The organism is Mesohalobacter halotolerans, from assembly GCF_006120725.1.
GTDB classification, from domain to species: domain Bacteria; phylum Bacteroidota; class Bacteroidia; order Flavobacteriales; family Flavobacteriaceae; genus Psychroflexus; species Psychroflexus halotolerans.
Genome location: NZ_SWMU01000002.1, coordinates 45283 through 67442, shown reverse-complemented (window position 1 = coordinate 67442; position 22160 = coordinate 45283). Strand labels below are relative to the sequence as shown.

Here is a 22160-nt window from a genome sequence, read left to right as displayed (position 1 = left end):
CTTCTGATGAATAAAAATATGATAATAAGTTATCACAAAGGATTTTTATGTGATGTAATAAATTGTATTTTTACATATTATTTTTAGTACATGGGAAAAATCATAGCTATAGCTAATCAAAAAGGCGGTGTAGGCAAAACTACCACAGCAGTCAATTTGGCTGCCGCATTAGGTGTTTTAGAAAAAAAGGTCTTGCTTATAGATGCAGATCCTCAAGCCAATGCGACCTCAGGATTAGGAATTAATGTTGATGAAGTCGAAAATAGCAGTTATCAACTTCTAGAGCACACTCAAGAAGCAAAAAAGTTGATAGTTTCTACAGATTCTCCTAATTTAGATTTGATTCCGGCACACATAGATTTGGTGGCGATAGAGATTGAACTGGTAGATCAAGACCATCGGGAGAAAATGTTGAAAGTAGCCATTGAAGATCTGCGAGAATTATACGACTTTATCATTATAGATTGTGCTCCTTCTTTGGGGTTATTAACATTAAATGCTTTAACGGCCTCAGATGCTGTGATTATCCCTATACAATGTGAGTATTTTGCATTGGAAGGTCTAGGCAAATTATTGAATACCATTAAAAGTGTTCAAAAACTACACAATGCAAATCTAGACATTGAAGGCCTTTTACTTACCATGTACGATGCCAGATTAAGGTTGTCTAACCAAGTAATAGATGAAGTGAAAAAACACTTTGCAGATATGGTGTTTGAAACCATTATACAACGCAACGTGAGGTTAAGTGAAGCGCCGAGTTACGGTGAAAGTATCATAAAATACGATGCCTCAAGTCGCGGAGCTAATAATTACCTAAGTCTTGCAGAAGAATTATTAAAACAAAATCAAACCTAAATTTATGGCCAAAGCCAAAAAAAAACAAGCTTTAGGACGTGGACTTTCAGCCCTGCTGAATGATCCGGATCAAGATATTAAATCTGTTGAAGATAAAGATGCCGACAAGGTCGTAGGCAGTATTGTAGAATTAGAACTTGCACATATTGAAGTTAATCCTTTTCAACCTCGAAGCAGTTTTAATGAAGAACATCTCGAAGAGCTAGCCTCTTCTATCCGCGAACTTGGAGTTATTCAACCCATCACCGTTAGAAAAATTGAACACCAGCAATATCAACTGGTATCTGGTGAAAGACGTTTTAGAGCCTCCAAACTTGCCGGGCTTCAAACGATTCCAGCTTATATTAGGATAGCCAATGACCAAGAAGCTCTAGAAATGGCTTTAGTTGAAAATATTCAGCGACAAGACTTAGACCCAATTGAAATTGCACTCTCCTACCAAAGGTTAATCGATGAAATAGACTTGACGCAAAAGCAAATGAGTTCGCGAGTAGGCAAAAAACGCTCTACAATTACCAATTATTTAAGACTCCTAAAACTTGACCCAATCATACAAACCGGTATGCGGGATGGATTTATCAGCATGGGTCATGGTAGAGCCCTGGTAAACATTGAAAATGCTAAATCTCAAACTAATATCTATCAAAAAATACTTAAAGACAAACTATCTGTAAGAGCAACTGAAGATTTAGTAAGACAACACAATCAGAAGAATATTACTCCAAAAAAGACTAAACCAAAAACTAAAAAGTATTCTACTGAAAAACAACACATTTCAAAATTTTTTGGCACTAAAGTCGATATTAAAGTCAATCAAAAAGGTAACGGCAGAATTATTATTCCTTTTGCCTCTGAAGAAGACTTAAACCGAATACACGAGTTACTGAAAAATCAAGATTGAAATTGAAAAATATAATTTTCATAGCTGTATTTATTTCTTTTTTGGTAAAAGGTTTTACTCAAAACGATAGTATTCCTGTAAATGAAGAACTACAACTTGATAAAACTGTTGAAAGCAAAAGCTTTGAAGCCAACCCTTTTGATGCCAATGCACCGGCAAAAGCTGCATTTTATTCGGCAGTGTTGCCGGGATTAGGACAGGCTTATAATAAAAGCTATTGGAAAATCCCCCTAGCATATATCGCCATTGGAACACCCTTGTATTTTTATATAGACAATAACAATCAATACCACAGTTACCGAGATGCCTTTAAAAGTCGTTTAGCGGGGTTTGAAAACGATGAGTTTATCGGTATTTTAAATGATGATGATTTAATTGAAGCTCAAAAATTGTTTAGAGAAAATCGAGATTTATCTCTGCTACTCACCATTGCTGCTTATATTCTAAATATTATTGATGCTAATGTTGAAGCACATCTCAATCAATTTAATATTTCTGATGATCTAACTTTGCAGCCACGTCACTTACAAAATTTTTCAACCGGACAACAAGCCTTTGGATTGTCGTTAAATTTAAAATTAAACTAATGAAAATAGCAATTATAGGATACGGAAAAATGGGACAAAGTATTGAGCAAATCGCTCAAGGTCGCGGCCATAATGTAATCTATAAAACAAATGAAAAGCCCAACCTTAGCCAGGCAAAACAAGCTGACGTAGCTATAGAGTTTAGCATTCCTGAAGCAGCTTTTGATAATATTTCTGAATGTATCAAAAACCAAATTCCGGTTATATCAGGGACAACAGGCTGGTTAGATCAATTTGAGGACGTGGCGCGTTTAGTAGAAAAAAACCATTCTAAATTTTTATACGCCTCCAATTTTAGCATTGGTGTAAACTTATTTTTTAAACTCAATTCTATGTTGGCTCAGATGATGAAAACACAAAAAGAATACAAAGTTGATATTAGTGAAATACATCACCTTGAAAAAAAAGATGCCCCAAGTGGCACAGCCATCAGTTTGGCAGAACAAATTATTGAACATACCAATTATAAAAGTTGGTCACATCCTCCAAAAGCTAAAAACAGTAAAGATATTCCAATTAAAGCTTTTAGAGAAAAAGGCATATTTGGAACACACGAAATCAGCTATAGATCTGAAATTGACGATATAGAAATCAAGCACACTGCACATAATCGCAAAGGTTTTGCTTTGGGAGCAGTTTTAGCATCTGAGTGGATTGTTAATCAAAAAAATCATGGTTGTTTTAACATGAACGATGTGCTTAATATTTAATACTATAATTTAGACATATGACTTTATTTGATATTGTAATTATAATCCTGATAGTTCAAATTATTCATTTTTTGGGGACTTGGAAGTTATACCAACGTGCTGGTCGCTCAGCTTGGCAAGCCATTATTCCTATTTACAATGCCTATGTTTTGATGAAAATCATCAATAGACCATGGTGGTGGATATTTTTATTATTTATTCCTATTGTTCAATTATTGATGTTTCCTGTGGTTTGGATTGAAACTGCTAAAAGTTTTAATCATGACGATCCTAAAGACAGTGTTTTAGCTGTTGTTACATTAGGGTTTTACTTGTATTACATCAATTATTTTTCTAACCGCGAATACGCCGGTAATCGTGAATTAAAGGCTAAGACTAAAGCTGGTGAAACTTTGGGGTCTATCATTTTTGCTGTTGTGGCTGCAACTATTGTGCATACTTATTTCATACAGCCATTTACCATTCCAACTTCTTCTCTTGAGAAGTCTTTATTAATTGGTGATTTTTTATTTGTGAGTAAATTTCACTACGGCGCAAGAACACCAGGAACAGCTGTTGCGTTACCCATGGTACACGATACCATTCCTGGGGTTAAAGTCAAGTCCTACACAAATAAACCACAATTGCCGATGTTTCGGTTACCTGGCTTTGAAAATGTAAGTCGTAATGATATTGTGGTGTTTAACTGGCCGGTAGATACTGTACCCTATTTTGGTTATAACGGACCTCAAAGCTATAAAAAGCCTATTGATAAAAAATCTAATTATGTCAAGCGTGCTGTTGGAGTTTCCGGCGATTCTCTTGAGATTATAAACGGGAAAGTTTATACTAACGGTCAACCGCTTCAACTTCCCGAAAGAGCTGATTTACAATATTCCTATATCATTAAAGGCGACAATTTTAACCTCATTACTTTACAAAACAGATACAGCATTACTGACGGATTTGGGTTTGTCAACAGAGAGCAAGGAATTTTTAAAGCCATAGCTGTTCCGGATTCAAAAATTGAACGTTTTAAGAAACTGCCCAATGTCCAATCGGCTGTGAAAGATATTTTGAGTAAAACAGATACTAAACCTTCAAAAAAAGTATTCCCAAATCAAGCCAAACGCGATTGGAATCGTGATAATTTTGGTCCAATCTATATTCCTGAAGCTGGAAAGACTGTCGAGATTGACAAAAACAGTATAGATTTTTATAGACGTATCATTGAAGTGTATGAAGGACGTGAAATGGGTGTGAAACAAGAAATCAGCATTAAGGACAATCAAGTTCTTCTCAATGATGATCCAATATCGAGCTATACTTTTAAGCAAAACTATTACTGGATGATGGGAGATAATCGTCACAATAGTGAAGATAGTCGTTTTTGGGGTTATGTTCCCCAAAATCATGTGGTTGGAAAACCGGTCTTTATATGGTTGAGTTTAGATCCAAACCAATCTTTCCCAAACAATATAAGATGGGATAGAATGTTTACAACGGTATCTGGAAATGGTGAACGTGTCTCTTACTTGCCCTATTTTTTGATTGGTCTGGTTTTAATTGTTGGGTTTAGATATTTTAGAAAAAAACGACAGTCATAAATGCCACAAGCTATATTTTGTTTACCATATTTTGGCCCTATAAGTGTTTACAAATCACTTATAAACTACAACTCAATTTATATTGAAGCTGCTGAAAACTACCAGAAGCAATCCTATAGAAACCGACAATATATTTACGGAGCCAATGGAAAATTAATGTTGAATATCCCTGTCAAACACAGTGGCTCAAAACAACGTTTAAAGTATAGCGAAAGTCAGATTGAAAATGATTTTGAATGGCAAGATTTACATCTTAAATCCTTAGAGTCTGCTTATAGAACTTCACCTTATTTTGAGTTTTATGAAGATGACATTCAACCACTTTATGATAAAAATTTTGAGTCGTTATTTGAGTTCAATTTAAAGTGTTTTGAATCAATCTTAAACCTTCTTGACATAGAGGTAAACATAGAAATGACCTCAGAGTATTTTAAAAACTATAGTAAAATAAGTGATGAAAGAAAGCTTATTGATGCAAAATCAAAAAAAGATTTTAAATTAAAAACTTACCATCAGGTTTTTGAAGACAAATTTGGTTTTATCTCTAATCTCAGTATTTTGGATTTGTTGTTTAACTTAGGACCAGAGAGTGTAAATTACCTAAAAGGCTCATAGTTTTATTTCAGCCATGACAGGAAAATGGTCTGAATAATCTACATCATAGTTTTTAAAACTATTAGCATCAAGAGAATCGCTTAATAAAATCATGTCTATTCTAACAGGTAAAACTCCAAAATTAAACGTCTTACCATAATATTTTCCAGATTCTAAAAATGAATCTTTTAAACCTAAATCAGTAATTTGTTGATACAAATAAGATAATGCAGTATTGTTCATATCTGCACAAAACAATACCGGATAAGGTGAATGGGTCACATCTTCTTTGATAAGGTCAAATTGGTTTAATTGTTTTTCGAATACTTTTTGTAATCGCTTTATCAATTTTTCTTTAGGTTCTTCATTGATGGTTGCAATATCAGGCTTTAGGTTAAGGGACTGAAAATGAGCACTAAACACTCTTATGGTGTCCGCTTTCATTTTGATATCAGCATATATTGCAGAGTTCCCGGATGCTTCAAAATCAAATCGCTTAACGTCTAAAATAGGGTAATGACTATAGATTGCAGACTGCAGTGATAAGTTTTGTGTGTCTAGAGTATTGTATTTGAATTTTTTAAAAATTGGTTTTTTAAAATACTTGAGTTCTTGCATACATAAAATAGCAGGATTTTCCTGATATATGAAGCTTTCAATATCTTTATAGGTAGATTTTCGGTTGTCTTTTAAGCTATAAAACTGCATAACATTATAGCTCATAACTTTAAAGCTATGTTCATTATCTTTATCTATTGATTTGAGAACAAATAATTTTTGAAAGTGAAACCATCCTAATGCAATAACGATAAATGATAGGAAAAAATATTTTTTAAGTTTTACTAACCAGATTAATGCAAAACAAATATTAAACACCCATAATAAAGGAATGCTAAAATTAATAAGAGCTAGGAGAGAAAATGTACGAGGAGAGACGAAACTTGTAAGATAAGATAAAGCGAGTAGTATTGCAAATGCGACATTCACAAAATACAAAATCCTATACCCCAAACTCAGCTTTTTCATGCTTAAATTTTAGATATCCTTTCCGGCGTTAAAAAGAAAATCTTTCTCTTCTTTAGTCAGACTATCATACCCACTTTGACTTATCTTATCTAAGATATCGTCAACGCGTTTTTGCTTTTCATCTTTTTCCTTTTTTGAGGTCTTTTTATAGCTTTTATTTTTGTAAACCGTCTTCATTTTGGATTTACTACGCTTTGGTTTTTGACTAAAAAGTTGTTGAAATCCAGCAATTAAATGCTCTATCCATTTTCCAATATCATTACCTTTATCTAATTGTTTAGTATAAAAATATCCGATAAAAGCTCCACCAAGGTGAGCTAAGTGTCCACCTGGATTGTCAAAAGGCATTTGAATAATATCCATCAACACAAAAAACGCCGCTATCCACCACAACTTAATGTTGCCTAAAAGAAATAACCTGACACTCATGTTTGGGACTTTAGTCGCTATTCCTATAAATACAGCCATGACTGCAGCCGAGGCGCCAATTAAATAAGACTTCCCAATACCAGCAAAAGCCGGAAACAAATTATAACTCAACATATAAATCAAGGCGCCAAAAATTGCACCTAAAACGTAATAATTCAGCAATTTTTTACCTGAATAAAACGTCAAAAACTGTTGCCCACCAAAATACAGAATGATCATATTAAATAAAATATGCAAAAATCCTGAGTGTAAAAAGGCATAAGTTATAATTGACCAGGGCTTTAAAATAAAATCCAATAGGTCTTTGGGGAAAACCATCCAGTCTATGAAAAAGTTGGTTTGAATATCCATCAAGAAAAACAATGCCCTAAACACATAAGTCAAAACAAACATAATGACGTTAAGGGCTATAAGCTTTTCTAAGACATTTGCTGTCTTATATTTATAAATGATTTGTTCTTTAGTTGTCATATCAATTCCATCGGTTTTGATTAAACTGATTTTTTTTCCACACCCACATGGTAAAAAATCCTATCACCGCACCTCCGATATGTGCCCAATAAGCCGTATTTGATGGTCCAGCCAACGAACTTCCGGTAACAGCCGAAATGACATTTAATGCAAAATAACCACCAATTAAATATTTTGCTTTGATAGGTATGGGTATAAAAATAATATAAAGCGGCATATTAGGATATATCACCGCAAAAGCTGCTAAAACGCCAAATATTGCACCGGAAGCGCCTACCATAGGCGTTACATAATTGGATATAAGCTGATTACTTATTTCATTTGAAATCCCATAATCTCGATATTGCCCAGTTTCAATGACTGACTCTAAAATATCTTGTATTTGAGATGGTGTCACGCCGGCATCAATATAGTATTGATAGGCTTCTTTAAACCCAAAATAGCTGAATAAGATTTGAAGTCCTGCAGCACCCAACCCGGCAGAAAAATACAAAAATAAAAACCTTTGCTGTCCGACATACATTTCTAACACACTTCCAAAAATGTATAAGGCAAACATATTAAATAAAATGTGTGTCAATCCACCGTGCATGAACATGTGTGTAATCAATTGCCAATATTCAAAGTTAGGATTTCCTGGATACCAGAGCGCAAACAGCTTGTATGCTGCATCACCTAAAAATTGTGAACCCAAATAAAACATCACATTGGCAATGAGTAAGGTCTTTACGGTATCTGTCAGTCTATTCATGTATTAAAAATTTTTTCAATGGCATTTTCACCTAAATGAACAAAAATGGGTTGGTTTGTTGGTGATACTGAGGGTTCTTTGCAAGAAAATAATGTGTTAATAATGTCTTGCTGCTCTTCAGCTTTAAGCAGTTTACCGTTGGCTATTGCCATATTTTTAGCCATAATCATAGACAATCGGTTGTTTCGGTCAAAGCCGGAGTCGGGTATATCAGCTTTAAAATCAGCAATAAGCTCATCTATGACCTCGTAAATTTGAGATTCAATCAACATACTCGGAATACCTTTGATATTGACAATTCCATCCTCAGATTTTGAAAAATCAAAAATAAAACCAGTTAATTCTAAAGATTCTTTCAATGATTTTAGCAGACTTATCTCTTTAGGAGAAAGTTCTAAGCTTAAAGGAAACATTAACTGTTGTGAGTGTCCAGCTTCCTGGGTAATTTGACTTAAAAATTGTTCATATAAAATTCTTTCATGGGCAAGATGTTGATTGACAAGAATAAGCCCAGAAGACAAAGAAGACACTATATATTTACGCATGAGTTGGAAAGTCTGTAATTGATGTGCTGTGTCATCAAATAACTCATCTGGCTGAATTTTACTTTCAAAATGAGAATCCTCAGAAAAATCAACATCGTCGGTAAGACCAGAATACAGCGTTTCCCAAGTTGTATCTTGTCCTCGATGGGAATTTTTCTTGAATGCATTAGGTTGAGATTGTGGTTGTTCTTGGAATGGATTAAAGTTTCTGTCTACTTCAACTTTGGGTAATTTAGCATTGGATTTTTCTGTGTGGTAATCTGTATCTAAACTTTTGTCTCGGTCAAAATCTAAAACTGGAGCCACATTAAATTGGCCTAAACTATGCTTTACGGCACTTCTTAAAATGGCATATATCCCGTATTCATCTTCAAACTTTATTTCAGTTTTAGTAGGATGAATATTAATGTCAATGCGCTTTGGATCAATATCTAAATAAATAAAATAAGACGGATGAGTTTTGGGTTTTAAAAGTCCATCAAAGGCTTGTGTTATGGCATGATGTAGGTAGGCATTTTTTATAAACCTATTGTTGACAAAAAAGAATTGCTCGCCACGGCTGCGTTTAGCGTATGAAGGTTTTGTGACAAAACCTTTAATTTTTAATAATTCAGTTTCTTCTTGAATAGGGACAAGATTTTCATTAATTTTTTTGCCCATAACCCCAACAATACGTTGCCGGGAATTGTTTTTAGGTAATCTGAACAACTCGTTGTTATTGTGAACAAGTTTAAATGCAACATCGGGATGTGCCAGAGCAACACGTTGAAATTCATCGTTAATATGGCGTTGTTCTACTTGATCAGATTTTAAAAAATTTCGTCTAGCCGGAATATTGTAAAACAAATTTTTAATAGCAATAGACGTGCCAGAAGGACAAACACATGGGTCTTGAGCCTGGACCTCACTCCCTTCAATTAATATTTGTGTACCCGTTTCGTCTTCTTCTCTTTTGGTTTTGAGTTGGACATGGCTTACTGCAGCTATAGAAGCCAGTGCCTCTCCACGAAAACCTTTAGTATGTAAGTTAAATAGATCATCAGCCGAGCTAATTTTTGAAGTGGCATGGCGCTCAAAAGCCATTCTGGCGTCCGTTGTCGTCATAGCTTTTCCATCATCAGTAACCTGAATTAATGTCTTTCCAGAATCTTTTACAACTAATGTAATTGTCGTCGATTCTGCATCAATAGCATTTTCTAACAACTCTTTTACAACTGAAGCCGGTCGTTGAACAACTTCACCTGCTGCAATTTGGTTGGCAACGTGATCTGGAAGTAATTTTATGCTATCGTTCATTGTTGTTGTGTAAAAATAGACAAGTCAAAATCTATAATCCACAAAAATATAAGAATAAGAATAGCGGCAATTAATAATACCCGTTTATTTAAACTTCGATTGCCACGTGTTCTACTGGCTTTTCTTGCTTCTGCCCAATGTGATCCAAAGTCAATTTGATTTGGCGTACCTTTAAACTTTGCAAAACGTGAATCAAAATCATAAATATTTCCTTCATCTTTACCATTATAATATCGAGGTGTATAATTATAACGTTCGTTTTTACGAAGTTTGAAGGTTTTAATTTTAAACATAAGTAAATCTTATAAATCAAAAATACGAAAAACCAGTGAAGTTTTTTGTAATTGATAAAATTTTAAGTGAAAATTGAGAGCTTTCAAAGACTTATATCATTCTAAGTGGGCTGAAATATAAAAATTGACAAATCATTAAATGATTTTTTGAGTCTCAAGACAAACTTTGCATTACTTTTAATACCTTTCTAAGGTATAAATCCTTTATTTCAATTAAATTTGCGAGCCCATTTCGAAATCAATTTGAATGTCAAAACGAAAATCAAAATCTGATTTACCCAAAACTAAGCTGAGCAAAACCAATTTGAAGCGTTCTTTAAGATTGTTTAATTATATCGGACCGCATAAATGGAAACTCGCTATTGGGATGGTTTTCTTGGGTTTAACAGGTGTCACGGCTTTGTTATTTCCTAAATTGATGGGCGATTTGATCAAAACAGCCGATTTTTCAGTTGAGGATATTAACACGATGGGCATGTGGTTACTTATTTTGTTTACAGCCCAAGCGGTGTTTTCTTTTTTTAGGGTGGTTTTGTTTGTCAATGTCACTGAAAACATGTTATCGGCTATACGTCAAGATGCCTATAACACTTTAATTAAAATGCCCATGACATTTTTTTCGGGAAGACGTGTCAGTGAGCTCAACAGTAGAATTGCTGCAGATATTGGTCAAATACAAGACACTTTCACCACAGGTATTGCAGAATTTTTGCGCCAGATGATTATTGTTATTGGTGGGATTATTGCCTTGTTCTTGACATCGATAAAACTTTCCTTACTCATGCTAGTGACTATTCCTGTGTTTGCACTCGTCGCTGTTGTTTTTGGTAGATATATCAAAAAATTATCCAAACAAGCTCAAGACAAAGTGGCTGATGCCAATAGCATAGTTGGAGAAACCTTGCAAGCCATAGCCGACGTCAAAGCTTTTACAAACGAGTTTTTTGAAATCAAAAAATACAAATTAGCAGTTTTAGACATCAAGTCTATAGCGATAAAAGGCGGTCTAGCACGAGGTGCTTTTTCATCATTTATCATCTTTTGCATTTTTGGCGCGATTGTTCTATTGGTCTGGTATGCTGTAAAATTACAACATGCCGGAGAGCTCGATCAATCAGAGTTAATCACTTTTATACTTTACACCATTTTTGTTGGGGCGTCAATTGGTGGTTTACCTATTCAATATGCACAAATTCAAAAAGCTGTTGGAGCCACAGAACGGGTTTTGGATATTATTGATGAAACTCCCGAAAACTTAGAAGACCAAACTGTAAAACAAAAAATTAAGGGCCATTTAAAGTTTGAAGCACTCAATTTTGCTTATCCTTCACGACCTGATGTTAGAGTCTTAAAAGATTTAAATTTTGAACTCAAACCCGGACAATCTACAGCATTTGTAGGAACGAGTGGTGCCGGAAAATCTACAATTGCCAATTTGATCTTACGCTTTTACAGTCCGCAGGAAGGTAACATATTATTTGATGGAAAAACCGCGTCTGCATATGATTTACACGAATTAAGACAACAAATGGCTATTGTGCCTCAGGAAGTATTGCTCTTTGGTGGAAGCATTAAAGATAATATTGCTTACGGTAATCCAAACGCAAGCTTTGAGGATATTACAAAAGCTGCAAAACAAGCCAATGCACATGACTTTATCATGTCGTTTCCGGAGCAATACAACACTCAAGTTGGTGAACGCGGTGTTCAACTCTCCGGCGGCCAAAAACAACGAGTAGCCATTGCCAGAGCTGTTCTCAAAGACCCGGTTATTCTTATATTAGATGAGGCTACAAGCTCTTTAGATACTGAGTCTGAAGTCTTGGTTCAGGACGCCTTAGAAAAATTGATGAAAAATAGAACTTCTGTTATTATAGCCCATAGATTATCAACCATAAAAAAAGCCGATCAAATTTTAGTTCTACAAGGTGGTCAAATCAGCTCAAGGGGTAATCACGAAAGCCTTTTAAATGATACTGAAGGGCTTTACCATAAACTTATCAATATCCAAACTCAGGTTGAAAGTTAGTATTGGAATTTAATTTTTCTAGTATGCATTGACTTATTGTCAAATCTTTTTTAGATAGCTCTTGTTTTAACTTCGGTTTTTTTGACAATATATATTACATTTGTGAAATCAAAAATCAAATCACTTCATGAGCGAAGAGGAAAACGAAACACCTTTAGACCCATCTGAAAATTCGCAACAAGACGAGCTGGTTAAAGTTACCGGTATGTACGAGGATTGGTTTTTAGATTATGCCTCTTACGTCATTTTAGAACGTGCTGTACCGGCAATTGAAGATGGTTTTAAGCCTGTACAACGACGTATCTTACACTCAATGAAAGACCTCGACGATGGTCGATACACCAAAGTCGCTAATATCGTTGGTCACACCATGCAATACCACCCACATGGTGATGCCAGTATTGGTGATGCCATTGTACAATTGGGTCAAAAAGATTTATTGATTGACACACAAGGGAATTGGGGCAATATTCTCACTGGAGATAGTGCCGCAGCCTCACGATATATTGAAGCGCGATTGTCAAAATTTGCTTTAGATGTTGTATTTAATCCTAAAACAACACAATGGCAAATCTCCTATGACGGTCGTAAAAATGAACCTGTGCATTTACCCGTTAAGTTTCCTATGGTTTTAGCACAAGGTGTCGAAGGTATTGCTGTTGGGCTCAGCACTCGTATTTTACCACATAATTTTAATGAATTAATCGATGCTTCGATTAAACACTTAAAAGGTGGTCGATTTAAACTGTATCCGGATTTTCCTTCAGCTGGAATCATGGATGTTACAGACTATAACGACGGATTAAGGGGTGGAAAAGTTAGAATACGAGCTAAAATCAATATTCGTGATAAGAAAACATTAGAAATTACTGAAATCCCTTATGGAACACATACGACTTCACTCATTGATTCAATTTTAAAAGCTAACGACAAAGGCAAGATAAAAGTCAAAAAAATAGAAGACAATACCTCATCCAAGGTAGAAATTTTAGTCCATATCCCTGCTAATATTTCACCAGATAAAACTATAGACGCGCTTTATGCATTTACCAATTGCGAGGTGTCTATTTCGCCTTTGAGTTGCGTTATTATGGATGATAAGCCGCAGTTTTTACCCGTGAGCGAATTGTTAAGGCAAAGCACTAATAAAACAGTACAATTACTTAAAAGAGAATTGGAAATCAAACTCGGTGAACTGGAAGAACAATGGCATTTTGCCTCCTTAGAGCGGATTTTTATTGAAAATCGTATTTACCGTGATATAGAAGAAGAAGACACGTGGGATGGCGTCATTTCTGCGATTGATAAAGGATTAAAACCTCATACAAAATACCTTAAACGTCAAGTCACAACAGATGATATTGTACGATTAACAGAAATTCGTATTAAACGTATTTCCAAATTTGATTTAGATAAAGCCCAACAAAAAATTGAAGCCCTTGAGAGTGAAATAGAAAAGGTTAAACACCACCTTGACAATTTAACAGATTATGCCATCGCATACTTTGAACGGCTTAAAAAAACTTATGGAAAAGGTCGAGAAAGACAAACCGAAATTAGACCTTTTGAAGATATTGAAGCCTCAAAAGTTGTTATAAGAAACACCAAACTGTATGTAAATCGAAAAGAAGGCTTTATAGGCACATCACTTCGCAAAGATGAATATGTGTTTGACTGTAGTGATATAGACGATATCATTTGTTTTACGCAAGATGGCAGCATGATGGTAACCAAGGTCGACAAAAAAGTGTTTATTGGTAAAAACATTATTTACGTTGGTATTTTTAAGAAAAAAGACAGTCGTACCATTTATAATTATATTTACAAAAACGGTAAAAATAACTATAACTATATGAAGCGGTTTGCGGTAACCTCAATTACCAGAGACCGCGTCTATAAACTGGCTCAAGATCATAAAAAATCTAAAGTCCTTTACTTTTCTGCTAATCCCAATGGAGAAGCTGAAGTTGTTACTGTTCATTTAAGACAGAAAAAAGGCATGAAGAAGTTTAAATTTGATTTAGACTTTTCTGATTTAGCCATCAAAAGTCGAGGGGTAAAAGGTAATCTCGTTACTAAACAGCCTATAAAAAAAGTAGAACTCAAAGAAGAAGGTGTTTCAACATTAAAACCCAGAAAAATTTGGTTTGATGAAACCGTAAGACGCTTAAACGTAGACGAAAGAGGCGAACTCCTTGGCGAATTTAGAGGTGAAGATCGCATATTAATCATCACTCAATCCGGAAAGTTAAAAACAATTAGACCGGAGTTAACAACTCATTTTCAGGACGATATTATTATCCTCGAAAAATGGACACCCAAAAAACCCATTTCTGTAGTCTACTGGGAAGCCGAAAAAGAACGCTTTTACGTCAAACGTTTTTTGGTTGAAAACGAAGAAAAAGAGGAAATTATCATTACTGAACATCAAGATTCACAATTAGAATTAGTCTCTACAGATTATATTCCAAGAATAGAAATTGAATATACTAAAGAACGCGGTAAAGATAGAAAACCTAACGATATTGTTAACTTACAAGAATTTATCAGTATTAAAGGTATCAAAGCCATGGGGAATCAACTGACTGCAGAAAAAGTCAATCAGATTGATTTGATTGACCCTGTTCCATTTGAACCTGAAGAATCTACACCAGCTGATGAGATTGACGTTGTAGATGAAGAAAATGTATCGTCAAATAAGGATGAAGACCAAGACAGAATCCAATCGTCTGATAACGATCAGCCGACTTTATTTTAAAACCATTGAAAAAAATTGTCATTGCAATAGACGGACATTCTTCGACAGGCAAAAGTACTGTTGCAAAACGTCTAGCTGAATATTTGCAATTTGTATATATCGACTCCGGAGCTATGTATAGAGCTGTAACATTTTTTGCTATACAAAGCCATTGTTTTAAAAATGATAAACTTAACAATACGGCGCTTTTAGAAAAACTGCATGACATAGACATAGACTTTCAATTTAACAATAAAACTCAGAAAAGCAGAATTCTTCTCAATGGAAAAAATGTAGAAGACAATATCAGAGGTATGTCAGTTTCTGAACGCGTAAGCCAAATTGCTACAATTCCGGAAGTACGCAAAAAATTGGTTACCCTTCAAAGAGACATGGCACATAAGCATAACATTGTTATGGATGGTAGAGATATAGGTAGTGTAGTTTTTCCCGAAGCTGATATCAAGTTTTTTATGACAGCTTCTGCTGAAGGACGGGCCAAAAGGCGCTTTGAAGAGTTACAACAAAAAGGGGAAACCACTAGCTTTAATGAAGTTTTTGAAAACATCCAAAATCGAGATCAAATCGATACTACTCGAAAGCATTCACCATTGATCAAAGCTGAAAATGCCATCGTTATTGATAACACCAATTTGTCTGAAGATGAGCAATTCAAAATCATGTTGAAAACAGTAAGTGATTATTTATCTTAAGTAATTCCTTGTTTATTTTATCGCATTGTCCATCCATTTAACCACAACTTTAATCTAAAAATACTATATTTTTAATATTTTTGACGTATGCTAAAAGTTACTGTTTTAGGAACCGGAAATGTCGCTTCACATTTTATCAATGCGTTTTCAAAGAACTCTGATATTCAACTTGTTCAAATTTTCAATCATAAAGCTGAAACTTTAAAAACTTATTCAAGCTTTGATACAACAACTCAATTAGAAAACCTAAAACCTGCTGATGTTTATTTAGTCTGCATTAAAGATGATTATATTGAGGGTTTAATCCATAAAATCAATCAACACAAAGCCATTGTAGCCCATACTTCCGGTAGTTTACCTCTACTCGACTCTATTAACAGAGATGCAGTTTTTTATCCTTTGCAAACCTTTTCAAAAGACAAAAATATCACCTTTAAAGACTTACCAATTTGCATAGAAACCAAGCATAAATCAGATTTTAAAATATTACAAACCCTAGCAAATCTACTTGAAGCCAAATCCTATGCTGTTAATAGTGAACAAAGACAGGATATGCACTTAGCTGCTGTTTTTGTCTGTAATTTTGTCAATCATTTGTACCATATTGGACATGAAATTTGTTCTCAAAAACAACTGCCTTTTGACATTTTAAAACCTCTCATTCAAGAAACTGCAGATAAAATAAATTCTAAAATTCCGAGAGAAGCCCAAACCGGTCCCGCTAAACGAAATGACAAAACCACAATAAATCGGCATATCCATCAATTAGACAACCCAGATTATCAAGAAATATATCGATATTTGACATCTTCAATTCAGAAGACTTATGAGTGATAAAAATTATAAACAAATTCTTAACGATATCAAAGCCTTTGTGTTTGATGTAGATGGTGTGCTTACAGATGGTAAATTACATATTTCAGAGTCTGGAGAACTGCTCAGACAGATGAATGTCAAAGATGGATATGCCATGAAACAAGCTATTAAAAAAGGCTACGAAATTTGTATCATTTCCGGAGGAAACAATCCTGCAGTTAAATCGCGTTTAAAAACATTAGGTATTACCAATATTTATTTAGGTGTAGATGATAAAATGGAAAAGCTTGATGAATTTTCTGATATCTACAATGTTTCTTTTAAAAATATGTGTTATATGGGAGATGATATACCTGATATGGAAGTTATGCAAGAAGTTGCTTTGGCTGCTTGCCCGCAAAATGCTGTCCCTGAAATAAAAGTTATCTCTCAATATGTTTCTCATCGCAATGGTGGTGATGCTTGTGTAAGAGATATCATAGAACAAGTTATGAAAGTACAACACAATTGGATTTAATTGTAATTTTTAAGCAATAACAATGGGAGGAAATAATTTTGGACATGTTTTTAAATTAATGACCTATGGAGAGTCACACGGTAAAGCCATTGGTGGTATCATAGACGGTTGTCCGGCAAATCTCAAACTGGATTTAGAAAAAGTTCAGTTGGATTTGGATCGAAGAAAACCTGGGCAATCAGCCATTGTAACTCAACGTAAAGAATCGGATAAAGTTGAGTTTTTGTCCGGACTATTTGAGGGTAAAACTACAGGGGCTCCTATTGGATTTCAAATTCCAAATGCCGATCAAAAGTCAAAAGATTACGACCATATCAAAGATGTATACCGGCCAAGCCATGCCGATTTTACCTATACTAAAAAATATGGCAATCGCGATTACCGTGGAGGTGGACGTTCTAGTGCTCGAGAAACGGCATGTCGAGTAGTTGCCGGAGCAATTGCCAAACAACTTATTGATCCGATAAAGATAACTGCCTTTACAAGTTCTATAGGTGAGATTAAACTCAGTAAAACATATCAAGAACTTGATTTCAAACACATCGAAAAAAATTCGGTCAGGTGTCCAGATCAAGATTTAGCCAATAAAATGATTACTCACATCAAGTCAATTAGAAAGCAAGGCGATACCATTGGTGGTATAGTAGCTTGTGTGATTCAAAACGTACCTGTGGGTCTTGGTGAACCTGTTTTTGATAAGCTTCATGCTCAACTCGGTAAAGCCATGTTATCGATTAATGCAGTAAAAGGCTTTGAATATGGAAGTGGTTTTAAAGGCACAACTATGAAAGGTAGCGATCATAATGACAGTTTTACCAAAGATGGAAAAACCTCAACAAATTACAGTGGTGGCATCCAAGGTGGAATTTCAAATGGTATGGATATTTATTTTAATGTTGCTTTTAAACCTGTGGCAACCTTAATTCGAGACCAAAACAGCATTGATAAAGACCATAATGAAGTTACAGTTAAGGGCAAAGGCCGTCACGACCCTTGTGTTGTACCGCGTGCAATTCCTATTGTTGAAGCTATGGCAGCTTTAGTGATGGCGGACTTTTACTTAATGAATAAATCTTCAAACTTATAATTAAAGTTTTATGAAAAAAATAGCTCTTCATTGGCAAATCCTTATTGGCATGGCAGCCGGTATTTTAATTGGATTGCTTTTTACACAATTTACATGGGGAAGTCAAATTATCACCGATTGGATAAAGCCTTTTGGAAATATTTTCATCAACTCACTCAAGCTCATCGCTGTCCCTTTAATTCTAGCATCTTTAATCAAAGGCGTTTCAGATTTAAAAGATATCTCTAGTTTATCACAAATGGGGCTTAAAACAATTGTAACTTATATTTTCACCACTCTCATTGCAGTAAGTATTGGTTTAGGTGTGGTAAATCTCATACAACCGGGAACTTCAATAGACGATGATACCCGACAAGAATTGCTTGACGCCTATGCAGGTGACGCAGAACTTAAAAAGCAAGATGCTGAACGTCAAAAGGAAAGTGGGCCACTTCAAGCTCTAGAAGACTTAGTGCCGGACAATATTTTTGGTGCAGCTTCTGATAATAGTAATATGTTACAGGTGATTTTTTTCGCTATTTTTTTTGGTATCGGTTTGATTTTAATTCCCGACAAACAGTCAAAACCTGTTAAAGATTTTTTTGATGGGTTTAATGAAGTTATCCTCAAAATGATTGATATCATAATGCTTGCTGCACCTTATGGCGTTTTAGCACTCATGGCGGCATTAGTCGTCGAAGCACCCTCAGCAGATTTGTTTTATGCTTTGCTATACTACACGCTTGCTGTCGTTTCAGGCTTGGCACTGATGATAGGTGTTTACATCATGTTCGTGTGGATCTTTACGAAAAAGTCTCCAGGATTCTTTTTAAACGGAATTTCTCCGGCTCAACTGCTCGCAATCTCCACAAGTTCCAGTGCTGCTACCCTACCATTAACCATGGAGCGCGTAGAAGAACATATTGGCGTACATCCTCAGGTTGCTAGTTTTGTCTTGCCTATTGGTGCAACTATCAATATGGACGGCACAAGCCTATATCAAGCTGTTGCTGCAGTTTTCATCGCTCAAGCTTTTGGTATGGACTTAACACTTGGGACACAACTGGGAATTATTGCAACAGCTACTTTAGCTTCTATTGGTTCTGCTGCTGTTCCTGGTGCAGGTATGGTCATGTTGGTAATCGTTTTAGGTCAAGCTGGGATTCCTGAAGCAGGTCTGGCGCTAATTTTTGCAATGGATAGGCCCTTAGATATGTTAAGAACTTCTGTAAATGTCACTGGAGATGCTACCGTTTCAATGCTTATTGCAAAATCTCAAAATCAACTTCACGATCCTCAAGTTAAAAACTGGGATGATGATTATCCTAAAAATTCTAAGGTAATAGATAACAAAGAGTAAATTTTTATTCTTTATGTTTAGAATCCACAAAAATTGTCACCGGACCGTCATTAAGTAAACTTACTTCCATATTAGCTCCAAATATTCCGGTTTTTATATTTTGACCCAATGACTTTGATAGCTTTTGAATAAAATCACTATAAAGCGACTCGGCAAAATCAGGCTTAGCAGCCCTCACAAAACTGGGGCGATTGCCTTTTTTGATAGACGCGTGAAGCGTGAATTGACTAATTACCATAGCTTCAAAGCCTGTGTCTAAAAGACTGAGATTCATTTTACCAGCATCATCACTAAACAAACGCAATCTCGATATCTTCCGAACCACCCAATCGACATCCTCTTGGGTATCTTTATCTTCTATGCCTAAAAATAACAATAAGCCTTGTTGTATTTCAGCCTGATACTCAGGCTTAACTTTGACATCAGCTTGTTTGACACGTTGAATGATGACCCGCATATTGCTTATTGTTTTTATAAAGAAATACTTTGCAAATGTAATTATTTAAACCGTCATTGCGAAGGCGTTTTCTACTGACAAGCAGGAGACAATTGCGGCAATCTTAGTGTGTTTCAGTTTAAATTGGATAATTAAAACGAATTGGTTTTCAGTTCTAAGGATTGCGCCGTCGTTCCTCCTCGCAATGACGTATTAGGTTTTTAAGTGAGGTTCTTGAGATTACTTCGTCGCTCCAAAGTCGCTCCTCGCAATGACGGTTTAGGTTTTTAGGTGAGTTTCATGAGATTGCCTACCTCTGTCAGCAGACAGGCTTCATCGGGTTTGCAATAAGACATATCTAAGCATAAGGATTTTTTCTAAACGTTTGGTCTTGTTCTTCCAACTCGTTCAAAATCTGGCAATAGCTTTTATACCTGGAATAAGCGATAATGTCTTCCTGTAAGGCAGCTTTAATGGCACATTTAGGCTCGTTGACATGTAGGCAGTTATGAAATTTACACTCTGATTTTAAGGCAAAAAACTCTCTAAAATAATCGCCGAGCTCTTCTTTTTCCATGTTGATCATTCCAAATCCTCGAATCCCTGGTGTATCAATAATTTTAGCCCCAAAATGCGTGTCATGCATTTCTGCAAAAGTTGTGGTGTGTTGACCTTGTGCGTGTTGTTCTGATATGGCTTTAGTTTTAATGTTAATATTGTCATCCATCGCATTGATAATACTGGATTTACCGACACCACTATGACCGGCAAATACACTGACTTTATCAATCATCAAGTCTTTGACTTGGTCGAGATTTTTTCCGCTTGTGGCAGAAACACCAATACAGTGATAGCCAATATCACGATAGATTTCGGCGAGGTATTTAAATTCTCCAAATTCATTTGTATCTAACGTATCTAGCTTATTAAACAACAAAATCGTTGTGACATCATAAGCTTCAGAAGACACGAGAAACCTATCAATAAAGATTGTGGTCGTCTCCGGATTATTGAGCGTAATCACCAAAAACGCCAAATCAACATTAGCTGCAATAATATGGGTTTGTTTAGATAAATTAACCGATTTACGAATGATGTAATTTTTACGGTCTTCAAAATCTGTGATAATGCCAATGGCTTCATCACCATCTTTGGTGACTTCAAAATTGACCTTATCGCCTACAGCTACAGGATTAGTGCTCTTCAGGCCTTGAAGCCTTATTTTACCTTTGAGTTTGCAGTTATAATCCAAACCATCAAGTGCTTTGACCTGATACCAACTGCCTGTAGATTTATAGACAATGCCTTTCATAAACCGTTTTGAAGTGTAAAAATATCATTTTTTATCATTGACTAAAACTTGATGTTGATGTGCAATCGACTCTTGGTGAATGGCTTTTAAAAATTTAGTCACAAATTCCTCACTTAAACCATTGTCTTGGCCTTCACTTACCATTTTGTCTAAAACTTCATTCCACCGTTTGGTTTGTAAAATAGCGACGTTATTTTTCTTTTTTAAAGCCCCGATGTCATCGGTAATTTTCATGCGTTTTCCCAATTGATTGATGATTTGATGGTCAACCACATCAATTTTGGCTCTCAAGGTATTAAGTTTATTTTTGAATTCAGCGGCATCGCCATGTTCTTTTCTGATTTTTAAATCTTCGGTCATTTGAGCCAAAGCTTGAGGTGTAATTTGTTGAGCAGCATCGCTCCAGGCTTCATCTGGAGTGTGATGGGTTTCAACCATAATGCCGTCATAATTTAAATCTAATGCAGTTTGGCATATATCAAAAATAATATCGCGTTTACCGGCAATATGCGAGGGATCTAGAATTAAAGGCAGATCTGGAAATTCATTTTGCAAATCTACCGCCAGTTGCCATTCGGGATTGTTTCTATATCCGGTTTTTTCATAAGTCGAAAATCCTCGATGAATCACGCCAAGATTTTGAATATCCGCTTTGTGCAAACGTTCTATAGCACCAAGCCAAAGTGGTAAATCCGGATTAACGGGATTTTTGACCAACACAATTTTATCGGTTCCTTTCAGCGCATCGGCAATATCTTGAACGATAAATGGACTCACCGTGCTTCGCGCACCAATCCACAACACATCAACATCGGCTTCAAGTGCCATGTCAACATGGGTTTTATTGGCCACTTCAGTGGCGATTTTAAGTCCTGTTTCTGCTTTTGCTTTTTTGAGCCAGTCCAAACCAATTTTGCCCACACCCTCAAAATTTCCAGGTTTGGTTCTAGGTTTCCAAATACCCGCTCGCATCACAGAAGTATCGGTATCTTTGAGCTGATGAGCTATGGTCAATACCTGTTTTTCAGTCTCTGCGCTACAAGGGCCAGCAATGACCAAAGGATGGTCAAGCTGAAAAGCTTGAAGCCAATTTTTAAATTTTTTTTGATTTGTCATAGTGCTATTAT

General features: G+C 35.5%; 21 protein-coding genes. 13 read left to right on the top strand and 8 right to left on the bottom strand.

Going from position 1 to position 22160, the window contains the following annotated elements:
- Positions 1–90 precede the first annotated feature (90 nt).
- From FCN74_RS04835 to FCN74_RS04810, 6 genes are read left to right on the top strand one after another with little or no spacing between them, the layout of a single operon-like run.
- Positions 91–858 (top strand): ParA family protein, encoded by a 768-nt coding sequence (locus FCN74_RS04835; protein ID WP_138931474.1) that lies wholly within the window; start codon positions 91–93, stop codon positions 856–858.
- Positions 859–862: 4 nt separating this feature from the next.
- Positions 863–1759, top strand: coding sequence for a ParB/RepB/Spo0J family partition protein (locus tag FCN74_RS04830; protein ID WP_138931473.1), 897 nt, complete (start codon positions 863–865; stop codon positions 1757–1759).
- Between the two features lie 2 nt (positions 1760–1761).
- Positions 1762–2346, top strand: coding sequence for a DUF5683 domain-containing protein (locus FCN74_RS04825; protein WP_138931472.1), 585 nt, complete (start codon positions 1762–1764; stop codon positions 2344–2346).
- Positions 2346–3056 (top strand): 4-hydroxy-tetrahydrodipicolinate reductase, encoded by a 711-nt coding sequence (dapB, locus tag FCN74_RS04820; protein ID WP_138931471.1) that lies wholly within the window; start codon positions 2346–2348, stop codon positions 3054–3056. The genes FCN74_RS04825 and dapB overlap by 1 nt, the downstream gene beginning before the upstream one ends.
- Before the next feature lie 17 nt (positions 3057–3073).
- Positions 3074–4642 (top strand): signal peptidase I, encoded by a 1569-nt coding sequence (gene lepB, locus FCN74_RS04815; protein WP_138931470.1) that lies wholly within the window; start codon positions 3074–3076, stop codon positions 4640–4642.
- Positions 4643–5257: a WbqC family protein gene (locus FCN74_RS04810; RefSeq protein ID WP_138931469.1), complete on the top strand. Its 615-nt coding sequence runs from the start codon at positions 4643–4645 to the stop codon at positions 5255–5257.
- On the opposite strand, the gene FCN74_RS04805 is transcribed toward FCN74_RS04810, so the two are convergent.
- From FCN74_RS04805 to FCN74_RS04785, 5 genes are read right to left on the bottom strand one after another with little or no spacing between them, the layout of a single operon-like run.
- Positions 5252–6262, bottom strand: coding sequence for an endonuclease/exonuclease/phosphatase family protein (locus FCN74_RS04805; RefSeq protein ID WP_138931468.1), 1011 nt, complete (start codon positions 6260–6262; stop codon positions 5252–5254). The genes FCN74_RS04810 and FCN74_RS04805 overlap by 6 nt on opposite strands.
- Positions 6263–6271: 9 nt before the next feature.
- Positions 6272–7162 carry a rhomboid family intramembrane serine protease gene (locus FCN74_RS04800; protein WP_138931467.1) on the bottom strand — a complete coding sequence of 297 codons (891 nt, stop codon included), beginning with the start codon at positions 7160–7162 and terminating at the stop codon, positions 6272–6274.
- A gap of 1 nt (position 7163) precedes the next feature.
- Positions 7164–7913, bottom strand: a complete 750-nt coding sequence (locus FCN74_RS04795) for a rhomboid family intramembrane serine protease (protein ID WP_138931466.1) — start codon at positions 7911–7913, stop codon at positions 7164–7166.
- Positions 7910–9754, bottom strand: a complete 1845-nt coding sequence (gene mutL / locus FCN74_RS04790; protein ID WP_138931465.1) for a DNA mismatch repair endonuclease MutL — start codon at positions 9752–9754, stop codon at positions 7910–7912. Before mutL ends, FCN74_RS04795 begins: the two co-directional genes overlap by 4 nt.
- On the bottom strand, positions 9751–10047 hold the full coding sequence (locus tag FCN74_RS04785; RefSeq protein ID WP_138931464.1) for a hypothetical protein: 297 nt from the start codon (positions 10045–10047) through the stop codon (positions 9751–9753). The genes mutL and FCN74_RS04785 overlap by 4 nt, the downstream gene beginning before the upstream one ends.
- A 247-nt stretch (positions 10048–10294) precedes the next feature.
- Here FCN74_RS04785 and FCN74_RS04780 point away from each other — a divergent pair, with 247 nt between their 5' ends.
- From FCN74_RS04780 to FCN74_RS04750, 7 genes are all read left to right on the top strand, one after another.
- Positions 10295–12076 (top strand): ABC transporter ATP-binding protein, encoded by a 1782-nt coding sequence (locus FCN74_RS04780; RefSeq protein ID WP_138931463.1) that lies wholly within the window; start codon positions 10295–10297, stop codon positions 12074–12076.
- Positions 12077–12203: 127 nt separating this feature from the next.
- Positions 12204–14834: a DNA gyrase/topoisomerase IV subunit A gene (locus FCN74_RS04775; protein ID WP_138931462.1), complete on the top strand. Its 2631-nt coding sequence runs from the start codon at positions 12204–12206 to the stop codon at positions 14832–14834.
- A 5-nt stretch (positions 14835–14839) separates the two neighbouring features.
- The gene (cmk, locus tag FCN74_RS04770) at positions 14840–15526 is read left to right on the top strand and encodes a (d)CMP kinase (RefSeq protein ID WP_138931461.1); all 687 of its coding nucleotides are present in this window, start codon (positions 14840–14842) and stop codon (positions 15524–15526) included.
- A gap of 87 nt (positions 15527–15613) precedes the next feature.
- Complete coding sequence (locus FCN74_RS04765) at positions 15614–16360, top strand: Rossmann-like and DUF2520 domain-containing protein (protein ID WP_138931460.1); 747 nt, start codon at positions 15614–15616, stop codon at positions 16358–16360.
- Positions 16353–16859 (top strand): KdsC family phosphatase, encoded by a 507-nt coding sequence (locus FCN74_RS04760; protein WP_138931459.1) that lies wholly within the window; start codon positions 16353–16355, stop codon positions 16857–16859. Before FCN74_RS04765 ends, FCN74_RS04760 begins: the two co-directional genes overlap by 8 nt.
- Before the next feature lie 22 nt (positions 16860–16881).
- Positions 16882–17946, top strand: coding sequence for a chorismate synthase (gene aroC, locus FCN74_RS04755; protein ID WP_138931458.1), 1065 nt, complete (start codon positions 16882–16884; stop codon positions 17944–17946).
- A gap of 10 nt (positions 17947–17956) precedes the next feature.
- On the top strand, positions 17957–19285 hold the full coding sequence (locus FCN74_RS04750) for a dicarboxylate/amino acid:cation symporter (protein ID WP_138931457.1): 1329 nt from the start codon (positions 17957–17959) through the stop codon (positions 19283–19285).
- Between the two features lie 4 nt (positions 19286–19289).
- Here FCN74_RS04750 and dtd read toward each other — a convergent pair whose 3' ends face one another.
- From dtd to FCN74_RS04735, 3 genes are all read right to left on the bottom strand, one after another.
- Entirely contained in the window at positions 19290–19742 is a 453-nt protein-coding gene (gene dtd / locus FCN74_RS04745; RefSeq protein ID WP_138931456.1) for a D-aminoacyl-tRNA deacylase, read from the bottom strand.
- Positions 19743–20079: 337 nt separating this feature from the next.
- Entirely contained in the window at positions 20080–21033 is a 954-nt protein-coding gene (gene rsgA, locus FCN74_RS04740; RefSeq protein WP_138931455.1) for a ribosome small subunit-dependent GTPase A, read from the bottom strand.
- A 24-nt stretch (positions 21034–21057) separates the two neighbouring features.
- Positions 21058–22149 (bottom strand): bifunctional 3-deoxy-7-phosphoheptulonate synthase/chorismate mutase type II, encoded by a 1092-nt coding sequence (locus tag FCN74_RS04735; protein WP_138931454.1) that lies wholly within the window; start codon positions 22147–22149, stop codon positions 21058–21060.
- Between the last annotated feature and the right edge of the window lie 11 nt (positions 22150–22160).

Bases quoted from the DNA above. Each gene is read 5' to 3' on its own strand.
- FCN74_RS04760 (WP_138931459.1), top strand. From the start codon at position 16,353: ATGAGTGATAAAAATTATAAACAAATTCTTAACGATATCAAAGCCTTT.
- rsgA (WP_138931455.1), bottom strand. From the start codon at position 21,033: ATGAAAGGCATTGTCTATAAATCTACAGGCAGTTGGTATCAGGTCAAA.
- FCN74_RS04795 (WP_138931466.1), bottom strand. From the start codon at position 7,913: ATGAATAGACTGACAGATACCGTAAAGACCTTACTCATTGCCAATGTG.
- FCN74_RS04780 (WP_138931463.1), top strand. From the start codon at position 10,295: ATGTCAAAACGAAAATCAAAATCTGATTTACCCAAAACTAAGCTGAGC.
- FCN74_RS04750 (WP_138931457.1), top strand. From the start codon at position 17,957: ATGAAAAAAATAGCTCTTCATTGGCAAATCCTTATTGGCATGGCAGCC.
- lepB (WP_138931470.1), top strand. From the start codon at position 3,074: ATGACTTTATTTGATATTGTAATTATAATCCTGATAGTTCAAATTATT.
- FCN74_RS04765 (WP_138931460.1), top strand. From the start codon at position 15,614: ATGCTAAAAGTTACTGTTTTAGGAACCGGAAATGTCGCTTCACATTTT.
- FCN74_RS04800 (WP_138931467.1), bottom strand. From the start codon at position 7,162: ATGACAACTAAAGAACAAATCATTTATAAATATAAGACAGCAAATGTC.
- FCN74_RS04835 (WP_138931474.1), top strand. From the start codon at position 91: ATGGGAAAAATCATAGCTATAGCTAATCAAAAAGGCGGTGTAGGCAAA.
- FCN74_RS04785 (WP_138931464.1), bottom strand. From the start codon at position 10,047: ATGTTTAAAATTAAAACCTTCAAACTTCGTAAAAACGAACGTTATAAT.
- mutL (WP_138931465.1), bottom strand. From the start codon at position 9,754: ATGAACGATAGCATAAAATTACTTCCAGATCACGTTGCCAACCAAATT.
- FCN74_RS04735 (WP_138931454.1), bottom strand. From the start codon at position 22,149: ATGACAAATCAAAAAAAATTTAAAAATTGGCTTCAAGCTTTTCAGCTT.
- FCN74_RS04805 (WP_138931468.1), bottom strand. From the start codon at position 6,262: ATGAAAAAGCTGAGTTTGGGGTATAGGATTTTGTATTTTGTGAATGTC.
- FCN74_RS04775 (WP_138931462.1), top strand. From the start codon at position 12,204: ATGAGCGAAGAGGAAAACGAAACACCTTTAGACCCATCTGAAAATTCG.
- FCN74_RS04810 (WP_138931469.1), top strand. From the start codon at position 4,643: ATGCCACAAGCTATATTTTGTTTACCATATTTTGGCCCTATAAGTGTT.
- FCN74_RS04830 (WP_138931473.1), top strand. From the start codon at position 863: ATGGCCAAAGCCAAAAAAAAACAAGCTTTAGGACGTGGACTTTCAGCC.
- dapB (WP_138931471.1), top strand. From the start codon at position 2,346: ATGAAAATAGCAATTATAGGATACGGAAAAATGGGACAAAGTATTGAG.
- dtd (WP_138931456.1), bottom strand. From the start codon at position 19,742: ATGCGGGTCATCATTCAACGTGTCAAACAAGCTGATGTCAAAGTTAAG.
- aroC (WP_138931458.1), top strand. From the start codon at position 16,882: ATGGGAGGAAATAATTTTGGACATGTTTTTAAATTAATGACCTATGGA.